At 60.7% G+C, this 19,163-nt stretch carries 17 protein-coding genes; 2 read left to right on the forward strand and 15 right to left on the reverse strand.

Annotated elements, in window-relative coordinates; translation table 11 throughout:
• The first annotated feature begins 53 nt into the window (after window positions 1-53).
• A complete protein-coding gene (locus ACRRSD_RS07390; RefSeq protein ID WP_435037662.1) occupies window positions 54-632 on the forward strand; it encodes a Maf family protein in 579 nt (192 codons plus the stop codon).
• Between the two features lie 95 nt (window positions 633-727).
• Here the strand turns inward: ACRRSD_RS07390 and sppA are convergent, their stop codons facing one another.
• The 3 genes from sppA to rluC are packed head-to-tail and all read right to left on the reverse strand — an operon-like array spanning window position 728 to window position 3,350.
• On the reverse strand, window positions 728-1,717 hold the full coding sequence (sppA, locus tag ACRRSD_RS07395) for a signal peptide peptidase SppA (protein ID WP_435037663.1): 990 nt from the start codon (window positions 1,715-1,717) through the stop codon (window positions 728-730).
• A gap of 24 nt (window positions 1,718-1,741) precedes the next feature.
• Window positions 1,742-2,404 (reverse strand): HAD-IA family hydrolase, encoded by a 663-nt coding sequence (locus ACRRSD_RS07400; protein ID WP_016986033.1) that lies wholly within the window; start codon window positions 2,402-2,404, stop codon window positions 1,742-1,744.
• Window positions 2,391-3,350, reverse strand: a complete 960-nt coding sequence (rluC, locus tag ACRRSD_RS07405; protein WP_038364486.1) for a 23S rRNA pseudouridine(955/2504/2580) synthase RluC — start codon at window positions 3,348-3,350, stop codon at window positions 2,391-2,393. Before rluC ends, ACRRSD_RS07400 begins: the two co-directional genes overlap by 14 nt.
• 699 nt (window positions 3,351-4,049) lie before the next feature.
• Here rluC and rne point away from each other — a divergent pair.
• Window positions 4,050-7,286 (forward strand): ribonuclease E, encoded by a 3,237-nt coding sequence (gene rne / locus ACRRSD_RS07410; RefSeq protein WP_435037664.1) that lies wholly within the window; start codon window positions 4,050-4,052, stop codon window positions 7,284-7,286.
• A gap of 300 nt (window positions 7,287-7,586) precedes the next feature.
• Here the strand turns inward: rne and ACRRSD_RS07415 are convergent, their stop codons facing one another.
• The 12 genes from ACRRSD_RS07415 to ACRRSD_RS07470 all read right to left on the reverse strand — a co-directional run bounded on the left by ACRRSD_RS07415 (window position 7,587) and on the right by ACRRSD_RS07470 (window position 19,051).
• On the reverse strand, window positions 7,587-8,183 hold the full coding sequence (locus ACRRSD_RS07415; RefSeq protein WP_435037665.1) for a nucleotidyltransferase family protein: 597 nt from the start codon (window positions 8,181-8,183) through the stop codon (window positions 7,587-7,589).
• Window positions 8,180-9,160 carry an XdhC family protein gene (locus ACRRSD_RS07420; RefSeq protein WP_435037666.1) on the reverse strand — a complete coding sequence of 327 codons (981 nt, stop codon included), beginning with the start codon at window positions 9,158-9,160 and terminating at the stop codon, window positions 8,180-8,182. Before ACRRSD_RS07420 ends, ACRRSD_RS07415 begins: the two co-directional genes overlap by 4 nt.
• Entirely contained in the window at window positions 9,160-11,481 is a 2,322-nt protein-coding gene (locus tag ACRRSD_RS07425; RefSeq protein WP_435037667.1) for a molybdopterin cofactor-binding domain-containing protein, read from the reverse strand. Before ACRRSD_RS07425 ends, ACRRSD_RS07420 begins: the two co-directional genes overlap by 1 nt.
• On the reverse strand, window positions 11,478-11,948 hold the full coding sequence (locus tag ACRRSD_RS07430) for a (2Fe-2S)-binding protein (RefSeq protein WP_095048621.1): 471 nt from the start codon (window positions 11,946-11,948) through the stop codon (window positions 11,478-11,480). The genes ACRRSD_RS07425 and ACRRSD_RS07430 overlap by 4 nt, the downstream gene beginning before the upstream one ends.
• A 248-nt stretch (window positions 11,949-12,196) precedes the next feature.
• A complete protein-coding gene (gene murB, locus ACRRSD_RS07435; protein ID WP_435037668.1) occupies window positions 12,197-13,216 on the reverse strand; it encodes a UDP-N-acetylmuramate dehydrogenase in 1,020 nt (339 codons plus the stop codon).
• On the reverse strand, window positions 13,213-13,677 hold the full coding sequence (locus tag ACRRSD_RS07440; RefSeq protein WP_435037669.1) for a low molecular weight protein-tyrosine-phosphatase: 465 nt from the start codon (window positions 13,675-13,677) through the stop codon (window positions 13,213-13,215). The genes murB and ACRRSD_RS07440 overlap by 4 nt, the downstream gene beginning before the upstream one ends.
• Window positions 13,677-14,441, reverse strand: coding sequence for a 3-deoxy-manno-octulosonate cytidylyltransferase (gene kdsB / locus ACRRSD_RS07445; protein WP_435037670.1), 765 nt, complete (start codon window positions 14,439-14,441; stop codon window positions 13,677-13,679). Before kdsB ends, ACRRSD_RS07440 begins: the two co-directional genes overlap by 1 nt.
• Complete coding sequence (locus ACRRSD_RS07450; protein ID WP_003174668.1) at window positions 14,438-14,623, reverse strand: Trm112 family protein; 186 nt, start codon at window positions 14,621-14,623, stop codon at window positions 14,438-14,440. Before ACRRSD_RS07450 ends, kdsB begins: the two co-directional genes overlap by 4 nt.
• 21 nt (window positions 14,624-14,644) lie before the next feature.
• Window positions 14,645-15,655 carry a tetraacyldisaccharide 4'-kinase gene (gene lpxK, locus ACRRSD_RS07455; protein WP_435037671.1) on the reverse strand — a complete coding sequence of 337 codons (1,011 nt, stop codon included), beginning with the start codon at window positions 15,653-15,655 and terminating at the stop codon, window positions 14,645-14,647.
• Window positions 15,655-16,083 carry an ExbD/TolR family protein gene (locus tag ACRRSD_RS07460; protein WP_007908223.1) on the reverse strand — a complete coding sequence of 143 codons (429 nt, stop codon included), beginning with the start codon at window positions 16,081-16,083 and terminating at the stop codon, window positions 15,655-15,657. Before ACRRSD_RS07460 ends, lpxK begins: the two co-directional genes overlap by 1 nt.
• Window positions 16,080-16,715, reverse strand: coding sequence for a MotA/TolQ/ExbB proton channel family protein (locus tag ACRRSD_RS07465; RefSeq protein ID WP_038364506.1), 636 nt, complete (start codon window positions 16,713-16,715; stop codon window positions 16,080-16,082). The genes ACRRSD_RS07460 and ACRRSD_RS07465 overlap by 4 nt, the downstream gene beginning before the upstream one ends.
• Window positions 16,716-16,816: 101 nt before the next feature.
• Window positions 16,817-19,051, reverse strand: a complete 2,235-nt coding sequence (locus ACRRSD_RS07470; RefSeq protein ID WP_435037672.1) for a DNA internalization-related competence protein ComEC/Rec2 — start codon at window positions 19,049-19,051, stop codon at window positions 16,817-16,819.
• Between the last annotated feature and the right edge of the window lie 112 nt (window positions 19,052-19,163).

Below are 19,163 nucleotides of genomic sequence, written 5' to 3' on the forward strand. Positions count from 1 at the left end.
GTCCGTCACTTGCGTGCCTCCGCTAGAATTCGCACCTGCCTCAGGAGACGCGAATGCTGCCTTTATTACTCGCTTCAAGCTCGACCTATCGCCGGGAATTGCTCGCCCGCCTGCACCTGCCGTTCGTCTGCAGCTCGCCGGATATCGATGAAAGTCATCGTCCGGGCGAGTCAGCCGTCGAACTGGTCAAACGCCTTGCCGAGCAAAAAGCCCGGGCACTGGCTGACAGCCATCCCGCCCATCTGATTATCGGCTCGGACCAGGTTGCCGTACTCGGCGAGCAGATCATCGGCAAGCCGCACACTTTCGAGAAGGCCCGTGAACAGTTGATGGCCGCCAGCGGCGCCAGCGTGACCTTCCTGACCGGCCTGGCGCTGCTCAATAGCCAGACCGGGCAGTGCCAGGTCGACTGCGTGCCATTTACCGTGCACATGCGCACACTGGATCAAGCGAGCATCGAACGCTACTTGCACATTGAGCAGCCTTACGACTGCGCAGGCAGCTTCAAGGCTGAAGGGTTGGGGGTGAGTCTGTTTCAGTCCACTGAAGGGCCTGACGCTACCAGCCTGATCGGTTTGCCGCTGATTCGGCTGATCGACATGTTGCTGGTTGAGGGCATGCAGATCCCTTAAAAGCAAAAGACCGCAGCCTTCGGCAGCTCCTGCATGGGAATGTAAAACCCTGTAGGAGCTGCCGCAGGCTGCGATCTTTTGATCTTTACAACGAACTAACGCAACGAAGGCCCGTGGAAACCCATCCACATCGCCAACTGCTCAGCGACACTGGCACCGAGCTTCTTCGAGAAGCGGTCGAACGGCGACTCCTGAACGGTGAAGTCCACCAGCTCTTTCTCACCAATCACGTCACGCGCCACCGAACTGGCATTGCCCAGCCCATCGATCAGACCCAGCGGCAGCGCTTGCTCGCCCGACCAGACCAATCCGGAGAACAACTCTGGATGTTCCTTGTCTTTCAGACGATCACCACGCCCCTGCTTGACGCTATTGATGAACTGCTTGTGCGTGGTATCCAGCACGCTCTGCCAGAACGCCGTTTCTTCAGGCTTCTGCGGCTGGAACGGATCGAGGAACGACTTGTGCTCGCCCGAGGTGTAAGTACGACGCTCGACACCCAGCTTCTCCATGGTGCCGACAAAGCCGTAACCCGCCGCCGTTACACCAATCGAACCGACCAGACTGGCCTTGTCGGCGTAGATTTGATCCGCCGCACTGGCGATGTAATAAGCGCCGGACGCGCCCAGATCGGAAATCACCGCATACACTTTGATCTCCGGATGCAGACCGCGCAGGCGCTTGATCTCGTCATACACGTAACCCGACTGCACCGGACTGCCACCAGGACTGTTGATCCGCAGGATGACGCCCTTGACCTTCTTGTCCTCGAACGCAGCGCGCAGGCTGCCGACAATGTTGTCAGCGCTGGCCGGCTCTTTGTCGGCGATAACGCCAGTGACATCGATCAACGCGGTGTAGTTATCACTGCGCGTGGCGCTTTTTTCCATGTCCATCAGCGGCGTGAACAGAATCAGCGCCACAAACAGATAAACAAACGTCAGCAGCTTGAAGAAAATCCCCCAGCGGCGCGAACGGCGCTGCTCCTGCACGCCAGCGAGCAGCGTTTTTTCCAACAGCTTCCAGCTTTTCTGATCACCGTCGTCGGCACTTGCCTTGGCCGGTGCTTTCCATTCGTCGGTCATACCATCCACCCCAGCAAAAACGTATTAAGCCTGCTGTCCCAGCCAGGCATGCAATTCGCAAAAACGGTCGATCGACAGGCGCGGCTCGAACTGCTGCAGCGATTCGATCGATTGCGCGCCATAACTGACCGCCACCGAATCCATCCCCGCATTGCGCGCCATCAGCAAATCGAAGGACGAATCGCCGACCATCAGCGCCTGCTCCGCACGCACACCACAATGCGCAAGGATCTGCTCCAGCATCAGAGGGTGCGGCTTGCTCGCAGTTTCATCGGCAGCACGGGTGATATCGAAATAATCTTCCCAGCCATTGGCCTTGAGCACCCGATCCAGCCCGCGACGATTCTTGCCCGTCGCGACAGCCAGGTGATAACCCTGCTCGCGAAAGGACGCCATCGACTCGACTACCCCTTCGAACAACGGCGAAGGCACGGCTTCTGCAGCGATGTAGTGATCGGCGTAGTACTCGCGAAACAAGGTCATTTCGGCGTCGCTGATTTCCGGGTACAAGGTGCGAATCGCCTCGGGCAAGCCCAGGCCAATGATGCCTTTGACGGCAAAGTCATCGCGCAACTCGAAACCGGAGCGCCCGGACGCCGAATGCATCGCCTCGACAATCCGGTGAATGGAATCAGCCAGCGTGCCGTCCCAATCGAAAATCAGCAGTTTGTAATCAGATGGGCGCACTCAATCGCTCCACGGTCTTGGCCCACATTTCATCGACCGGCGCCTGCAAGGTCAGCTTGCCGCCATCGGGCAGCGGCACGGTCAGCATGTAGGCGTGCAGGAACAGACGCTTGCCGCCCAGATCGCGGATCTCCTTGGTGAAATCCTCATCGCCGTACTTGCTGTCGCCAGCAATGCAATGGCCAGCATGCAAGGTGTGCACGCGAATCTGGTGGGTACGACCGGTAACCGGTTTAGCCTCGACCATGGTGGCGAAATCACCGAAACGGCGCAGCACCTTGAACATGGTCAGGGCTTCTTTGCCTTCTTCGTTGACTTCAACCATGCGCTCGCCGGAACGCAGATTGCTCTTGAGCAATGGCGCGCTGACTTTCTTGATCGAGGTCGCCCAGTTGCCGCGCACCAGCGCCATGTAGCGCTTGTCGACGCCATCGCCGCGCAATTGCTCGTGCAAGTGACGCAACATGCTGCGCTTTTTGGCGATCATCAGCAGGCCGGAGGTGTCACGGTCGAGACGGTGAACCAGTTCCAGCTCTTTGGCATCGGGACGCAACTGACGAAAGGCTTCGATCACGCCGAAATTCAGGCCGCTGCCACCGTGAACCGCAATGCCGGCGGGCTTGTTGATAACGATCAGGGCTTTGTCTTCGAAGACAATCGAGGCTTCGAGGCGCTGCAACAGGCCTTGAGCCAGTGGCACCGGCTCATCACGCTCAGGCACGCGAACCGGCGGCACGCGCACGATATCGCCGGCCTGCAGCTTGTATTCGGGCTTGATCCGACCTTTGTTCACCCGCACTTCGCCTTTGCGCAAAATGCGGTAAATCAAGGTCTTGGGCACGCCTTTGAGCCGGGCGAGGAGAAAATTGTCGATTCGTTGGCCGGCATACTCCGGCGAGACTTCAAGCAATTGAACGCCTGGAGTCGAAGGGGCAGTAGTTGTCATGCCGCGGATGATAACAATTTTTATGGAATTGAAGCACTTAATCATTGCTGCTATAGTCGCGAACGCCGCCAAAAGCGGCCTGGACAGCGGAACCACGGTCAAAAACCGGCCCTGACCAACGCAATTCACCAGGACGCGAGGCCGTCCTACGGGGCTTTCGCTACGTAACGGTGGAGTTTGCAGTTGTAACAAGCGCAGGTGACATGAGGCCTGAATTACACCGCCGAGCAGAGTTTTTACTCGCCTGGCAGGCACACATTCAAGGCCAGTTCACAAAGTGCAGTCAGCTGCAGATGACCCCGAGCGAATGCTTCGGAAACAACGCCTGAATTAGCCATGATGCGTGACCTCCCCTTTCGGAGCTCACGGTAAATGCCAACCCGCTGCGGATTCTGCGCGCGGCAGCACCCGAATTATCAGGGATACGTGTAGGGTGGAGATGCACAACCGCTGGACTGTGTAGCAATAGGCTTTATCAAGACGCTTCATCTCGTCCACAGCCGCTGGTTGATTCCTCCTCCTGACTGAGTGCTTAAGTAGCCACAGCAAGCAGGACGCGTACGTCGCTATATCGGCCCAATTGGCCGCATATCGCTGGACACGGGAATGGCCAACCACTCCCGACGCACCTGACACCGACCGTGAGAAGTCGTGTGTGCCGAACGCCGTTTCCGGCAGCCCGGAAACCGACGGTACTACATGAAAAGAATGCTGATTAACGCAACTCAACCCGAAGAGTTGCGTGTTGCACTGGTAGATGGCCAACGCCTCTACGACCTGGACATCGAATCCGGTGCACGCGAGCAGAAGAAGGCCAACATCTATAAAGGCCGCATCACTCGCATCGAACCAAGCCTTGAGGCTGCCTTTGTCGATTTCGGCTCCGAGCGCCATGGCTTCCTGCCCCTCAAAGAAATCTCCCGCGAGTACTTCAAGAAAGCTCCTGAAGGCCGTGTCAACATCAAGGACGTCCTGAGCGAAGGCCAGGAAGTCATCGTTCAGGTCGAAAAAGAAGAACGTGGCAACAAGGGCGCCGCCCTGACTACCTTCATCAGCCTGGCCGGTCGTTACCTCGTGCTGATGCCGAACAACCCGCGTGCCGGCGGTATCTCCCGTCGCATCGAAGGCGAAGAGCGCAATGAACTGCGTGAAGCGCTGAACGGTCTGGTTGCACCGGCCGACATGGGGCTGATCGTGCGCACTGCCGGCCTTGGCCGCAGCAGCGAAGAAATGCAGTGGGACCTCGATTACCTGCTGCAACTGTGGACTGCCATCAAAGAAGCCTCGCTGGATCGCTCCGCGCCATTCCTGATCTACCAGGAAAGCAACGTGATCATCCGCGCCATCCGCGATTACCTGCGCCAGGACATCGGCGAAGTGCTGATCGACAGCGTTGAAGCCCAGGACGAAGCCCTGACCTTCATCCGCCAGGTGATGCCGCAGTACGCCAGCAAGATCAAGCTGTATGAAGACAGCGTTCCGCTGTTCAACCGTTTCCAGATCGAAAGCCAGATCGAGACCGCTTTCCAGCGCGTCGTTGAACTGCCTTCCGGCGGCTCCATCGTCATCGATCCAACCGAAGCTCTGGTGTCCATCGACATCAACTCGGCGCGCGCCACCAAAGGCAGCGACATCGAAGAAACCGCTCTGCAGACCAACCTTGAAGCCGCCGAAGAAATCGCCCGTCAGTTGCGCCTGCGCGACATCGGCGGCCTGATCGTCATCGACTTCATCGACATGACCCCTGCCAAGAACCAGCGCGCCGTGGAAGAGAAAGTCCGCGAATGCCTGGAAGCCGACCGCGCTCGCGTGCAGATCGGCCGCATCTCGCGCTTCGGTTTGCTGGAAATGTCCCGTCAGCGCCTGCGTCCATCGCTCGGCGAAAGCAGCGGCATCGTCTGCCCGCGTTGCAACGGCACGGGCATCATCCGTGACGTTGAATCGCTGTCGCTGGCGATCCTGCGCCTGATCGAAGAAGAAGCCCTGAAAGACCGCACTGCCGAAGTGCGCGCTCAGGTGCCGATCCCGGTCGCTGCGTTCCTGCTCAACGAAAAACGCAACTCGATCACCAAGATCGAACTGCGCACCCGTGCTCGCATCATCATTCTGCCGAACGATCACCTCGAAACGCCGCACTTCGAAGTTCAGCGCCTGCGTGACGACAGCCCGGAAGCCGCGACCAACCAGTCCAGCTACGAAATCGCTGCTGCCGCTGCCGAGGTCGAAGAAGTCCAGCCAGCCGCTGCGACCCGCACCCTGGTTCGCCAGGAAGCTGCAGTCAAGACTGCTCCGGCTCGCGCCAATGCTCCGGTTCCGACCGAAGCCGCCGCCCCTGCCGCTCCGGCCCCGGCGCCAGTTGCCGCACCAGAGCCAAGCCTGTTCAAGGGCCTGGTGAAATCGCTGGTCAGCCTGTTCGCTACCAAGGAAGAGCCAGCCGCTCCGGTTGTGGTTGAAAAACCAGCCAGCGAACGTCCGGCCCGCAACGAAGAGCGTCGCAACGGTCGTCAGCAGAGCCGCAACCGTAACGGTCGCCGCGATGAAGAACGCAAGCCACGCGAAGAACGTGCTCCACGTGAAGAACGTGCGCCACGCGAGCCGCGTGAAGAGCGCGCCCCACGTGAAGCCCGTGAAGTCCGCGAGCCTCGCGAAGCCCGTACCGAAGCGCCAGTTGCTCGCGAAGAACGCGCACCACGCGCTCCGCGTGAAGAACGTGCACCACGTGCGCCGCGTGAAGATCGCAAGCCACGTGGCGAGCGTGAAGAGCGCGTGCGTGAACTGCGCGAGCCACTGGACGCCGTTCCAGCCGCTGCAGCTGCCGTAGCCGTCACTGCTGAAGAGCGCCCGGCCCGTCAGCCACGTGAAGAGCGCGCACCGCGTCCGCCGCGTGAAGAGCGTCAGCCACGCGCCGAACAGGCCGCTGCTGCCGTCGCTGAAGAAGAAGTGAACAGCAACGAAGAGCAACTGCCGGAAGACGGTTCGGAGAACGCCGAAGGCGATCGTCCACGTCGTCGTTCGCGCGGTCAGCGTCGTCGCAGCAACCGTCGTGAGCGTCAGCGTGATGCCAACGGCAACGTGATCGAAGGTTCGGAAGAATCCGAAGCCGGCGAAAACGGCGAAGGCCCAAGCACTGCCGATCTGGCTGCTGGCCTGGCAGTTACCGCCGCTGTTGCCAGCACCGTGATCAGTGCACCGGCCGAAGCACAAGCTCACGAGCAAGCCGAACGCGCTACCGCCGCTGTGCAGGAAACGGCTGCAGTGGAAGCGCCGGTTGTTGAAGCGACTACCCCAGTAGAAGTCGTTGCTGCTCCGGAAGTCGAAGTGGCACCGGTTCAGGAAACCCTTCCTCAGGTAGAGCCAGCGCCATTTGTGGCTGCGGAGCCGGTGGTTGAAACCGTCGCTGAAACCGTGACCGAAACCGTGCGTGAAGTTCGCGAAGAGCAGACTGCTTTCAACTGGGTTGCCGAGCCGGCTGTCGCTGAAACACCAGCGCCAGTGGTTGAAGCACCGGCTGTTGAAAAGCCTGTGTTTGAAGCGCCTGCGGTTGAAGCTCCTGTGGTTGAAGAGACCAAAGTTGCCGAGCCAGTGGTCGTTGCTGAACCAGCGCCAGTTGTCGAAGCGCCAGTGGTTGCTGAGGCGCCAGCTCCAGTGGTTGAAGCACCGGCTCCGGTCAGCGCTCTGACACCAAGCGGCCGCGCGCCGAACGATCCACGTGAAGTGCGTCGTCGCAAGCGTGAAGAAGAGCGTCTGCAGAAGGAAGCCGAACTGGCTGCAGCTGCTGCTCCGGCAGCTGAAGTGGTCGAGGCAGCGCCTGCCCCGGTCGCTGAAGAAGTGGTTGTCGAAGCGGTGATCGCTGAAGCACCACGCTCCGTTCAGGACGCAGTCGAGCAACACCAAGAGGCCGAGGAAAAAGAGCACGAGCCTAAACCACTCGTGTAACTCCCGAAGCCGTTAAAAAGCCCCGCCCGGTGAAAACCTGACGGGGCTTTTTTACGCCTCGATTTTTTGTGGTGGATTCTAGATCCAACCCCCTCACCCCAGCCCTCCCGAAACGTCGGACCGCCCCCAGGGGGCGAGGGGGAAAGGGGGCCGATCTCCGTGTGCTTCTAGGCCGGAGTTCGACTCGAAGTTTCAGGTCGGTGTACCTCGAAAGAACACCTCGGTCAGTCCCCTCTCCCTCTGGGCGGTCCGACGTTTCGGGAGGGCTAGGGTGAGGGCTCCAAGGAATTCACACAGGTCTCATGACGAGGCAAAAACCAAAGCCTCAGGCACATCGATATCCCACAGAACACCTGGGTCATCGACAGCAATCTCCACCACCCTGCCCTGCTTGAACAAAGGCCTGGCCCCGCGATCACCGCTCAACGCCTGCAACCCCGCCCCAAACGACCGCCCAAACCCCACCGGATGGCCAAACTCGCCACCCTGCACCGGCACGCTCACCGCATCATCGGCAATCGCCGAGACCACCCGCTCGATACTCGACGGCAAGATAAACGGCATATCCCCCAGCACAATCAACCAGCCATCGGCATCCGGGCAAGCGGCAACGCCTGCGGCAATGCTGTCACCCATCCCGGTCGATTCGATCGAAACAACCTCACAGCCATAAGCCTGAGCCATGCGCATGGCTTGCGGCCGCGCCTCAGTCGTCACCAACACACGCTTATCAAGATCGGCCGGCAGACTCACCAACACCTGCTCAATCACCGAACGCACCGCACCATCACGTCCGGTGCAATCCGCCAGCAACTTGTCTTTATCGGCGCCCGCCACTTGGCGAAAGCGGCTGCCCTCGCCCGCTGCCAGCACAATAACTGCAATGGATCGACTCATGCGCCCTCCAGTGTTTTCTTCTGTTTCAATTCAACACCGTTCTTGATTGCGACGATTTCCGCCAACAACGACAAGGCAATTTCTGCTGGCGAATGACTGCCGATGTGCAGACCGATCGGGCCATGCAGTCGATTGATCGCTTCTACCGACAAGCCTAGCTGAGCGAGATTCTCTCGCCGTTTCTGGCTATTGACCCGTGAACCGAGCGCCCCCACGTAGAAGGCCGGCGAATCCAGCGCTGTCAGCAGTGCCATGTCATCCAGCCGTGGATCGTGAGTCAACGCGACAATCGCCGTGCGCTCATCCGTCTGAATGCTCAACACCGCGTCGTCCGGCATGCCCGGGACGAAGCGACCATGGTGCTCCTCCCAACCGTAGACAAATTCAGTGCGCGGATCGCAGATCAGCACCTCGAAATCCAGCAGTCGCGCCATGTCCGCCACGTAGCGTGACAACTGCCCGGCGCCGATCAGCAGCAAGCGCCAACGCGGACCGTAAATGGCGCGCAGGGTTTTGCCGTCAAATGCCAGCGAGTCGGATTTACTCGCCGACGTCAAAACCACTTCACCGGTTTCGATGTTCAACTCGCGCGCAACGATCTCGTGAGCCTCGCAACGGGCCAGCAAATCGGCAACCCACGCAGGGTCGCCGACCCGTTCTTCGGTCAGACGCAAAGTGCCGCCACAAGGCAAACCGAAGCGCGCCGCCTCTTCACGGGTCACGCCGTAAGTGATCAATTGCACCGGCGGCCCATCCGTGGCGATCCGCCCATCGTGCAGACGGGCGATCAAGTCATCCTCGACACAGCCGCCCGACACCGAACCGATCACCACGCCATCTTCGCGCAAGGCGAGCATGGCGCCAGGCGCACGCGGCGCCGTGCCCCAGGTCTGCACCACGCTGAACAGCACCACCCGCTGTCCGGCGCGGCGCCATTCAAGGACGCTGCGCAGGACATTGAGATCGACGCTGTCCATTACGCCTCTGCCTTCTGCCAGCCCTGCAACTGATAACGCACCGGCAGATTGCGGATGCGCTTGCCGGTGGCGGCGAAGATCGCGTTGCACAAGGCCGGAGCAATCGGCGGTACGCCGGGTTCGCCGACACCGCCCAAGGGCACGTCACCCGGCGGCGTCACCAGATGCACGGCAACTTCCTTCGGCGCCAGCGACATGCGCGCCACTTCGTACATATGGAAATTGTCCTGTTGAACCTTGCCGTCCTTGAAGCTGATTTCACCCAGCACCGCATTGCCGAGGCCCATCACACAGGCGCCCTCAAACTGCGAGCGAATACGCTCAGGGTTGATCTGCGGCCCGCAATCCACAGCGATGTCAGCCTTGTGCACAATTAGCGTACCGTCGTCCTTGACCTCGACTTCGATCACCGCCGCCACATAAGTGACGAAGCTGTAATGCACTGCCAGCCCCAGACCACGGCCCTTGGGCAATTTTCGCCCCCAACCAGCCGCTTTGGCCGCCGTTTCCAGTACGGTGCGCATGCGTCCGGTGTCGATCGGATAACGCTCGGGAGATTCGCCGTAGTTCCACTCCTCGCTCAGCGTGCGCGGGTCGATCTGGCGATCAGGGCCAAGCAGTTTGATCTGGTATTTGAGTGGATCCTCACCGGCCTTGTGCGCCAGCTCATCGACGAAGCTCTGGATCGCGAAACCATGGGGAATGTTCGACACCGAGCGATACCAGCCGACTCGCGTGTGCACGGTCGCTTCGGGGTTTTCCAGGCGCACATCGGGAATCGCGTAGGCCATGTTGGTGAACCCCATACCCAGCTCGAACGCCGCTTCATGGTTCATGCCCGGCGCGAACAATGCGGTGATGCTCGGTGCCACGGTGCGATGCAACCAGCCGGACGGCATACCGTCCTTGCCCACACCCGCCTTCAGATATTCGGCGGACACGGTGTGGAAATACGAGTTATGGATGTCATCCTCACGCGTCCACTGCACCCGCACAGCTTTGCCGGGAAACTCTTTGGCGAGAATCGCCGCTTCAACAACGAAATCCGGTTTCGACTTGCGACCGAAACCGCCGCCGAGCAGCGTGACATTGAAAGTGACGTTATCGAATGGCAAGCCAAGACGCTCACCGATGCGCTCGCGGGTCACTTGCGGCGCCTGACTCGGTGCCCAGGCTTCGCAGACACCATCCTTGAAACGGGCGATGGCGACCATAGGCTCCATCGGCGACTGTGCCAGATGTGGCAAATAGTAAGACGCTTCGAGCGTACTAGCGGCGCCGCTCAGGGCCTTGTCGATATCGCCGGTATTGCGCACCACTTTGCCGGGTTTCAGCGAAGCGGCTTCCAGCTCTTTGCGATAGGCGATCGAGTCGTAACTGGCGTTCGGGCCGTCATCCCACTCGATTTTCAACGCTTCACGCCCCTTGATCGCTGCCCAGGTATTGCTGGCGACGACTGCCACGCCACCCAGCGGCTGAAACTCCGAAGGCAACGGGCGACTTTCGACCTGCAGCACTTTGAGTACGCCAGGGACTTTCAGCGCGGCGCTGTCATCCAGCGATTTGACCTTGCCGCCGTACACCGCCGGACGGGCGATGGTCGCGTACAACATGCCATCGAAATGCACATCGGCGCCAAACACCGCACGACCGTTGACGATGTCGGCGCCGTCGATGGCTCTGGTACCTTCCTTGCCGATGTAGCGAAACTCCGACGGCTGCTTAAGACGCAAGCTGTCCCGTGCCGGTACAGGCAGCGCACTTGCCGCTGCGGCGAGTTCGCCATAGCCCAGTTCACGGCCGGACGGTTTGTGAATGATTTTATGCAACTGCGCGTGGCATTCGCCGACCGGTACTTTCCACTGCGCGGCCGCCGCTTGCTCAAGCATGGTGCGCGCCGCAGCACCACATCGCCGCATCGGTTCATACCAGTGGCGCATGCTGCGCGAACCGTCGGTGTCCTGGTTGCCGAAGCGCACCTCATCACCCGGCGCCTGCTGCACTTTGACCTGCGCCCAGTCGGCTTCCAGCTCATCGGCAACCACCATGGTCAGACTGGTGCGCACACCCTGGCCCATCTCGGAACGGTTGCACACCACGGTGACGGTGCCGTCAGCGGCGATGCTGACGTAGACCTTCGGATCATCGATCCAGCCGTTGGGCATGCCATCGGCGCCGAATTGCTTTGGCTTGTCTTCAGCCAACGCATCCTGCCAGCCCCAACTCGCCGCCAGCACCAGCGCGCCAGTGGCGCCAACGCCTTTGAGGAAGCCGCGACGACTAAGATTGCTCAGGGCGAAATCATTCGGCAGGCGACTCATGCCTTGGCCTCCTTCAAGTGAGTGGAGGCCTGGCGGATCGCAGTCTTGATCCGGTTGTAAGTGCCGCAGCGGCAAATATTGCCGACCATGGCTTCTTCGATCTGCTCGTCACTCGGGTTCGGGTTGGTCTTGAGCAACGCAGTGGCCGACATGATTTGCCCGCCCTGACAGAAACCGCATTGGGCTACAGCGGTGTCGAGCCAGGCTTGCTGAACCACCTGGCCGACCGGGTCGGCGTGCAGGTTGTCGATGGTGGTGACGTTCTGGCCGACCACCGAGCCGATCGGCGTGATGCAACTGCGCGCCGGCAAACCGTCAATGTGAATGGTGCAGGCGCCGCACAGGCCCATGCCGCAGCCGAATTTGGTGCCGTTGTAACCGGCGACATCACGAATCGCCCACAACAGCGGCATGTCTTCGGTGACATCGAGGGGATGGTCTTGACCGTTGAGTTTCAGGGTAATCATGGGCACGCCCGCATATTTTTAGTGGTTATGGGGTCGAGCAATCTGCCGCCGGAAAATCAGCGGTGTGGTTCGCGCAGATCGACTCAGGCTAATCAGGCTCTCTTGTGCTGACGGGAACGTCTGCACCGGGCCTTTGGTGGAGCAAATGACGGTTATCGTTAGCTCGCTAAGTTAACCCAGCGTTAACAAAAAAGCCCTGCACTTTTTCATCTGTGCAGGGCTTTGGATGGCGCTTTGAAAGCGTAGCCTCAATAGCGGTTGGGCTCCATCTCCAGCTCGACATCGAAACGTTCGGCAATGTCTTTCTGGATGCGTTGCGCCAGATCAAGCAGTTGCAAACCGGTTGCCGCGCCGTAGTTGACCAGCACCAGCGCCTGCAATTTATGCACGCCGGCATCGGCCTCACGGAAACCTTTCCAGCCGGCACGCTCTATCAGCCAACCCGCCGCCAGTTTCATCTGCCCGTCAGGTTGCGCATAGGCCACCACATCCGGGTGCTGCACTTTGATCTGCGCGACAATGGCCGCCGACACCAGCGGATTCTTGAAGAAGCTGCCGGCATTGCCAAGCACCGCAGGGTCCGGCAGTTTTTCACTGCGGATGCTGCAGATGGCGCGACTGACGTCACTTGGCGTCGGCTGCTCGATCCCCTGCTCGGTCAGGCGCTGACGCACCGGGCCGTATTCCAGATGCAGGTGCGCGACGCGATCCAGTTTGAAGCGCACGCGCAGAATCAACCAACGCCCAGGCTGCTGCTTGAACAGACTGTCGCGATAGGCGAAGTTGCATTCCTCGAGGGTGAAGTCGCGCAGCTCACCAGTCTGGCGATCCAGCGCGGTAAGCCCGGCGAACACATCCTTGATCTCGACGCCGTAGGCACCGATGTTCTGCATTGGCGCGGCGCCGACAGTGCCCGGAATCAGGCTGAGGTTTTCCAGGCCGGAAAAACCCAGCGCCAGCGTGTGCTGAACAAACGGATGCCAAGGCTCGCCGGCTTCAGCTTCGATCACCACACGGCTGCCGTCATCACTGATCACGCGAATCCCGCGCGTCGCCATGCGCAGCACCAGCGCCGCAATGTCCGCGGTCAGCAGCAAATTGCTGCCACCTCCGATCACCAGCAACGGCACGTCGTGCGCGGTGGCATACGCCAGCGCTTCACGGACATCGGCATCGCTGTGGGCTTCGGCGAACAGTTTCGCGCGCACATCTACGCCAAAACTGTTGAACGGTTTCAGGGAAACCTGCGGTTGCACCTGCAAACTCATAACCGGCCCTTCACTTCGATCAACAGTTGGTCACAAGCGGCTTCGATCAGATCCAGCACCTGCTCGAACCCTTGATCGCCGTCGTAATACGGATCCGGCACTTCATCGACCACACCGGCATAACGACGCAGAAACAGATCCAGCTCGGCCTTACCGGTAGACGGTTGCAATGCCTTGAGGTTGCGCAGGTTGCTGTTGTCCATCGCCAGAATCAGATCGTAACTGGCGAAATCGGCACGACTGACCTGTTGCGCGCGTTGCGCCGACAGGTCATAGCCGCGCACTTTGGCCGCAGCCTGGCTGCGTTTGTCCGGCGGGTTGCCGACGTGCCAGTCACCGGTGCCGGCGGAGGCCACTTCGACCTGATCCGCCAGCCCTGCTTCACGCAGTTTGTACCGCAACACGCCTTCAGCGGTGGGCGAACGGCAAATGTTGCCCAGGCACACAAACAGAACGCGCATCAGGCCCCCAGCAGGCGACGAACGCGCTCGAGGTCTTCGACGGTGTCGACACCGGTCGGCGGCGCGATCAACGCGTCGGCGACGTGAATCCTCACGCCGTGCCACAGGGCACGCAGTTGTTCGAGCGATTCAGTGTTTTCCAGCCAGCACGGGCCCCAGCTCACAAAATCGTGGAGGAAACCGGCGCGGTAGGCATAAATGCCGATGTGGCGACGGTACGGCACGCCTTCGGGCAATTGCTCGCGGCTTTTGGCAAAGGCATCGCGCGCCCACGGCAAAGTGGCACGGCTGAAGGTCAGCGCCAGACCGTTGAGGTCGCTGACGACCTTGACCACGTTCGGGTTGAACAGGGTGTCGACGTCCTCGATCGGCTCGGCCAAAGTGGCCATGCGCGCTTCGGTGTGAGCAGCCAGGTTGGCGGCGACCTGATCAATCACGCTTGGCGGGATCAGCGGCTCGTCACCCTGCACATTGACCACGATTGCATCGGGCTCAAGGCCCAGTTTCGCCGCGACTTCGGCCAGACGGTCGGTGCCGGAATTATGATCTTCACGGGTCAGCACCACTTCGGCGCCAAAGGCCTTGCAGGCCTCGACGATGCGCGCATCGTCAGTGGCGACCACTACGCGGCTGGCGCTGCTTTTGCTCGCCTGTTCCCAGACGTGCTGAATCATCGGCTTGCCGGCGATGTCCAGCAGCGGTTTGCCCGGGAGGCGGGTCGAGGCGTAACGCGACGGAATGACAACGGTGAAGGCTGTGGTCATTTATCCAGACGCTCATCGGTGGTCAGGGTGCGCGCTTCGCTTTCAAGCATCACCGGGATGCCGTCGCGGATCGGGTACGCCAGACCGGCGCCCTTGCTGATCAACTCGGTCTTGTCGGCGCTGAGCTTGAGCGGGCCTTTGCAGATCGGGCACGCGAGGATATCGAGCAATTTGGTGTCCATGAACATTCCCTGAGTAAAGAGTTAAGGCAAAAGCCGATCGGGCAACAGGCGCATGAGCTGTGTGTCGAACCAGGCCACGAAGGCCGGCGACGGCACGGCATCGACGGCCAGATACCACCAGTCGGCAGCAGCAAAGGCGCGGCACTTCACCGCGTCCTTTTCGGTCATCACCAATGGCAATGACGGTGTGAAATTCAAGGCCTGCACGCTGTATTCGGCATGGTCGGCAAACGCATGGGGGACTGCTCGCCAGTCTAGCGCTTCGAGGGTATTGAAGAAACGTTGCGGATTGCCGATCCCGGCGACGGCGTGCACGCTCTGGCCCGGCGGAAAATGATCGAGCGGCTTGCGCTCGCCGCTGCGCAGGTTGACCAGTGCAGTCGGTTGCAGACGGAAAGCGAAACCGTCGTCACGGTCTTCAGTCGCACCATTGAACAGCACACCATCAACACTTTGCAGACGTTCGATCGGCTCGCGCAACGGCCCGGCGGGTAGGCAACGCTTGTTGCCGAGACCGCGAGCGGCGTCGATCAGCACCAGCTCCAGATCCCGCGCCAGACGATAATGCTGCATGCCGTCATCAGAGAGGATCAGATCCAGCGGTTCACTGGCGAGCAAGGCTTTGACGGCGGCGCTGCGATCGGGGTCGATCATCAGCGGCACGCCGGTGCGCTGGACGATCAACAACGGTTCGTCACCGGCAATGTCAGCGGTTTGCTCCGCCTCAACGCGCCATGGCAGTTGCGGTGGTTTGGCACCGTAGCCACGGCTGACCACACCGACGCGCAAACCACTGCGCCGGCAATGTTCGATCAGCCATAGAATCATCGGCGTCTTGCCGGTGCCACCGACAGTGATATTGCCGACCACGATCAACGGCACCGGCGGCTGATAAATCTCGCCTTCACCGTCGAGAAAGCGCTGGCGTTTACCGACCACCACGCGGCGATAGAGCATTTCCAGCGGCCGCAGCAGCGTCAGGGCCGGGTGCCCCTGATACCACGCGGCGAGCAAGCGATCGGACAGGCTCATCAGGATTTTGGCGCTGCCTCAACCGTGGTCATGCGCAGATGGCTGAAACCGAGCTTGCCGGCCGCGTCCATGGCGGTGATCACTGATTGATGCTGAGTCTTGCCGTCGGCACTGATCGACAACGGCATGTTGGTGTCGCCGTTGGACTCTTTCTGCATGGCTTCCATGAGAGTCGCCAGATCGTTCTTCGGCAGGATCTTGTTGTTCACCGAAAACACGCCTTCGGCGCTGATTGCCACGTCAATCTGCTTGAGCTGCTGGTCTTCGGCCGGCGAGCCGCTGACCGCTTCAGGCAGATCAACACGCAACTGGGTTTCGCGGGTAAACGTGGTGGTCACGACGAAAAACAGCAGCAGAATGAACACCACGTCGATCAGCGACGCGAGGTTGATGTCGATGGTTTCCCGAGGCTTGCGACGGAATTTCACACCCGGCCCTCGGCCAGATCGACGTCACGGTCGCCCTGCACCACTTCCACCAGTTTGATCGCTTCCTGTTCCATGCCGACCACCAGTTCATCGATGCGGCGTTGCAGGAACCGGTGGAAGAACACCGCCGGAATACCGACCATCAGGCCTGCCGCAGTGGTGATCAGCGCTTTCGAGATACCACCGGCCAATACCGAAGCATTGGTGGTCATGCCGGAACCGGTGAACGCGCTGAAAATATCGATCATGCCCAACACCGTGCCCAGCAGCCCCAGCAGCGGCGACATGGCGGCAATGGTGCCCAGCGCGTTCACGTAGCGTTCGAGCTCGTGAATGACACGAGCGGCGGCCTCTTCAATGCACTCTTTCATGATCTCGCGACCATGCTTGGAGTTGGCCAGACCGGCGGCGAGGATTTCCCCCAGCGGCGAATTGGCGCGCAGTTCCTTGAGTTTTTCTTTATTGAGCTGTTTGTCCTTGATCCACACCCAGACCTGGCCCAGCAGATGCTCGGGGGTGACGCGACTGGCGCGCAGGGTCCACAGGCGTTCGGCGACGATCGCCATGGCCGCGATGGAGCTCAGAATGATCGGCAACATCATCCAGCCGCCGGATTTGACCAATTCCCACACAGTGACAGTCCCCTCGAAAAAGTGCGCCACTTTACCATACCGATCCGCGATTAAGACCCGCCACCCCGACGACCGTGATGTGACATCCATGCTGGCACCGATCAACGGACGAGCGCAGGCGTATCACGCCAGAAACGCCGCTGTTGACGCATCGTCCACGGCGGTTTGAAGCGGCCCAGTTGCAGATGAATGGCGCCTTGCTCGGCGCTGTCGTAAATGCGCAGACCTTGTTTGCGGTAACGCGCCAGCACCGTCGGGTGTGGATGGCCGAACGAATTGCCGTGGCCTCGGGAAATCAGCACCGACTCGGGCTTCAAGACTTTGAGCAGCGCCATTGACGATGAACTGCGGCTGCCATGATGGGGTGATTGCAGCCATTGCGTCGGCACGGCCAACGGGCTTTCGAGCAGCACGCGTTCGGCGTGGATATCGATATCGCCGGTCAGCAGCAGTCGCTCACCATTGGCCTCGATCTGCAACACACAGGAACGCTGATTGCTGTCGTGGGCGTCCGCCCATTGCCAGAGTTGAAAACGCACGCCATCCCACTGCCACTGCCGACCACGTTCGCAGGCTTCGGCGCTCAGTTGCTCAGGCAGTCCCGCCGGGTCGCCGCTGATCACTCGATCGACGGTCAAACCGCGCATGACTGCCAAAGCACCACCGGCGTGATCGGCATCTGCATGACTGAGCAGCATCAGATCGAGCTTTTCCACACTCAGTTTGCGCAATGCAGGCAGCACCACCCGCTCGCCGAGATCGAAATCGCCAAAGCGCGGCCCGGCGTCATACAGCAGCGTGTGATGACGCGTGCGGATCAGAATGGCCAAACCCTGGCCGACATCAAGTTGCCAGACATCGGCCAGCCCTTCATCCAGACGCTCGCGGGGCGGCACGACCAGCAGCAATAGCAATGGCCAGCCCAGCGCACGCATCGGCACGCCACGCGGCAACAGCAACAGCACGGCGCCGAGGCTGCCGAGCAACCAGACCCAGCCCGGCACGGCGGCGGCTGTCCATGCCGGCCATTGCTCGGCAATCACGGCCAAAACGCGAAACAGCGCATCGATCAAACCGCCGGCCAGCCACAACAGACCTTCACCGACATACGGTACCGGTAACATCAACGTGCCGAGCAGTGCTGGCGGCAATACAACGAGACTGACCCAAGGCACGGCCAACAGGTTCGCCAACGGCCCGCTAAGACTGATCGGCAGATGCAGTGCCAGCAACACTGGACACAGACCGATGGCAATCAACCACTGCGCCCGCGTCCAGGTTTGCCACCAACGCCACGCGCCCAGCCGACCGCCAAACGTGAAGATCAACACGGCAACAGCCGTAAAGGACAACCAGAAACCGGGGCGCAGACTGGCCAGGGGATCGAGCAAGAGCACCGCATTGAACGCCAGCAACAACGGCCACCACGCACCAAGGTGACGAAAGCGCAGGCGCCACAACAGTACCAGCCCGACCATTACGCAGGCGCGCCGTACCGGCACATCGAATCCGGCGAGCAGGCCATAACCGAGCGCCGCCGCAAATGCCAGACCACAGGCCCACGGCAGCCAGGGCCAGCGCAGCGGCCACAGGCCAAAGCGGGCCAGGCCTGCGACCAGCATGTACATCACCGCTGCCAGCAAGCCAATGTGCTGACCGGAAATCACCAGCAAGTGCACGGTGCCGGTGTCCTGCAAAATCTGCCAGTCCTCGCGACTGAGCCCCGAGCCATCGCCCAGCACCAACGCCGCCAGTGCCCCGGCCCGGCCCTGTGCGTCTACCTCGAGCAAACGCTGACGAATACTGTCGCGCCAGGCCCAGCGTGCTTCGCTCAGGCGCTGGCCGTCCTTGATCGTACCGGTGGCGCCGATGCGCTGCGCCAGCAGCCACGCCTCGTAATCGAAAGCGTCCGGATTGCGTAAACCAGCCGCACGCTTGAGCTTGACCGCCAGGCGCCAACGTTCGCCGCTGTTGACCGGCGGCCCGGCATACCAGGCGACTCGCATCAGCGATGGCAGTTTTTCGTGACGCGAGCGCGCATCAGCCAGTTCGAAGCGCACCACGCCGTCACTGTTCTGCGGCAAGCCGACGACCCGCCCTTCGAGCCAGCGTGTTTCGCCATCCAGCTCGGCCGGCAAGCGATCATTCAGCGCCCACTGCGCACCGACGCTGGCCCACGTGAAGCCAAACAGCAAAAACGCCAACGGATAGCTGCGAAACGGCAGCAGCATCAAAGCCACGACCGGCAACAACAGCATCAACCAGACCGGCGGTAATGCCGGCATAAAAACCGCGACCAGCAGACCGACTGCGAGCGCCATCATCCCTGTGCGCATAAGCCCGTCCTTGAGAGTTCCACACTCAGGCATAGCGGGTATTCGGCACGTCTGTCGTCAACAATTGTCACAAAGTCTGAATGGGCGCTTCGTAGAATCCAGACATACTTGC

It is taken from the genome of Pseudomonas neuropathica, from assembly GCF_051174785.1.
GTDB classification, from domain to species: Bacteria; Pseudomonadota; Gammaproteobacteria; order Pseudomonadales; family Pseudomonadaceae; genus Aquipseudomonas; species Aquipseudomonas neuropathica_A.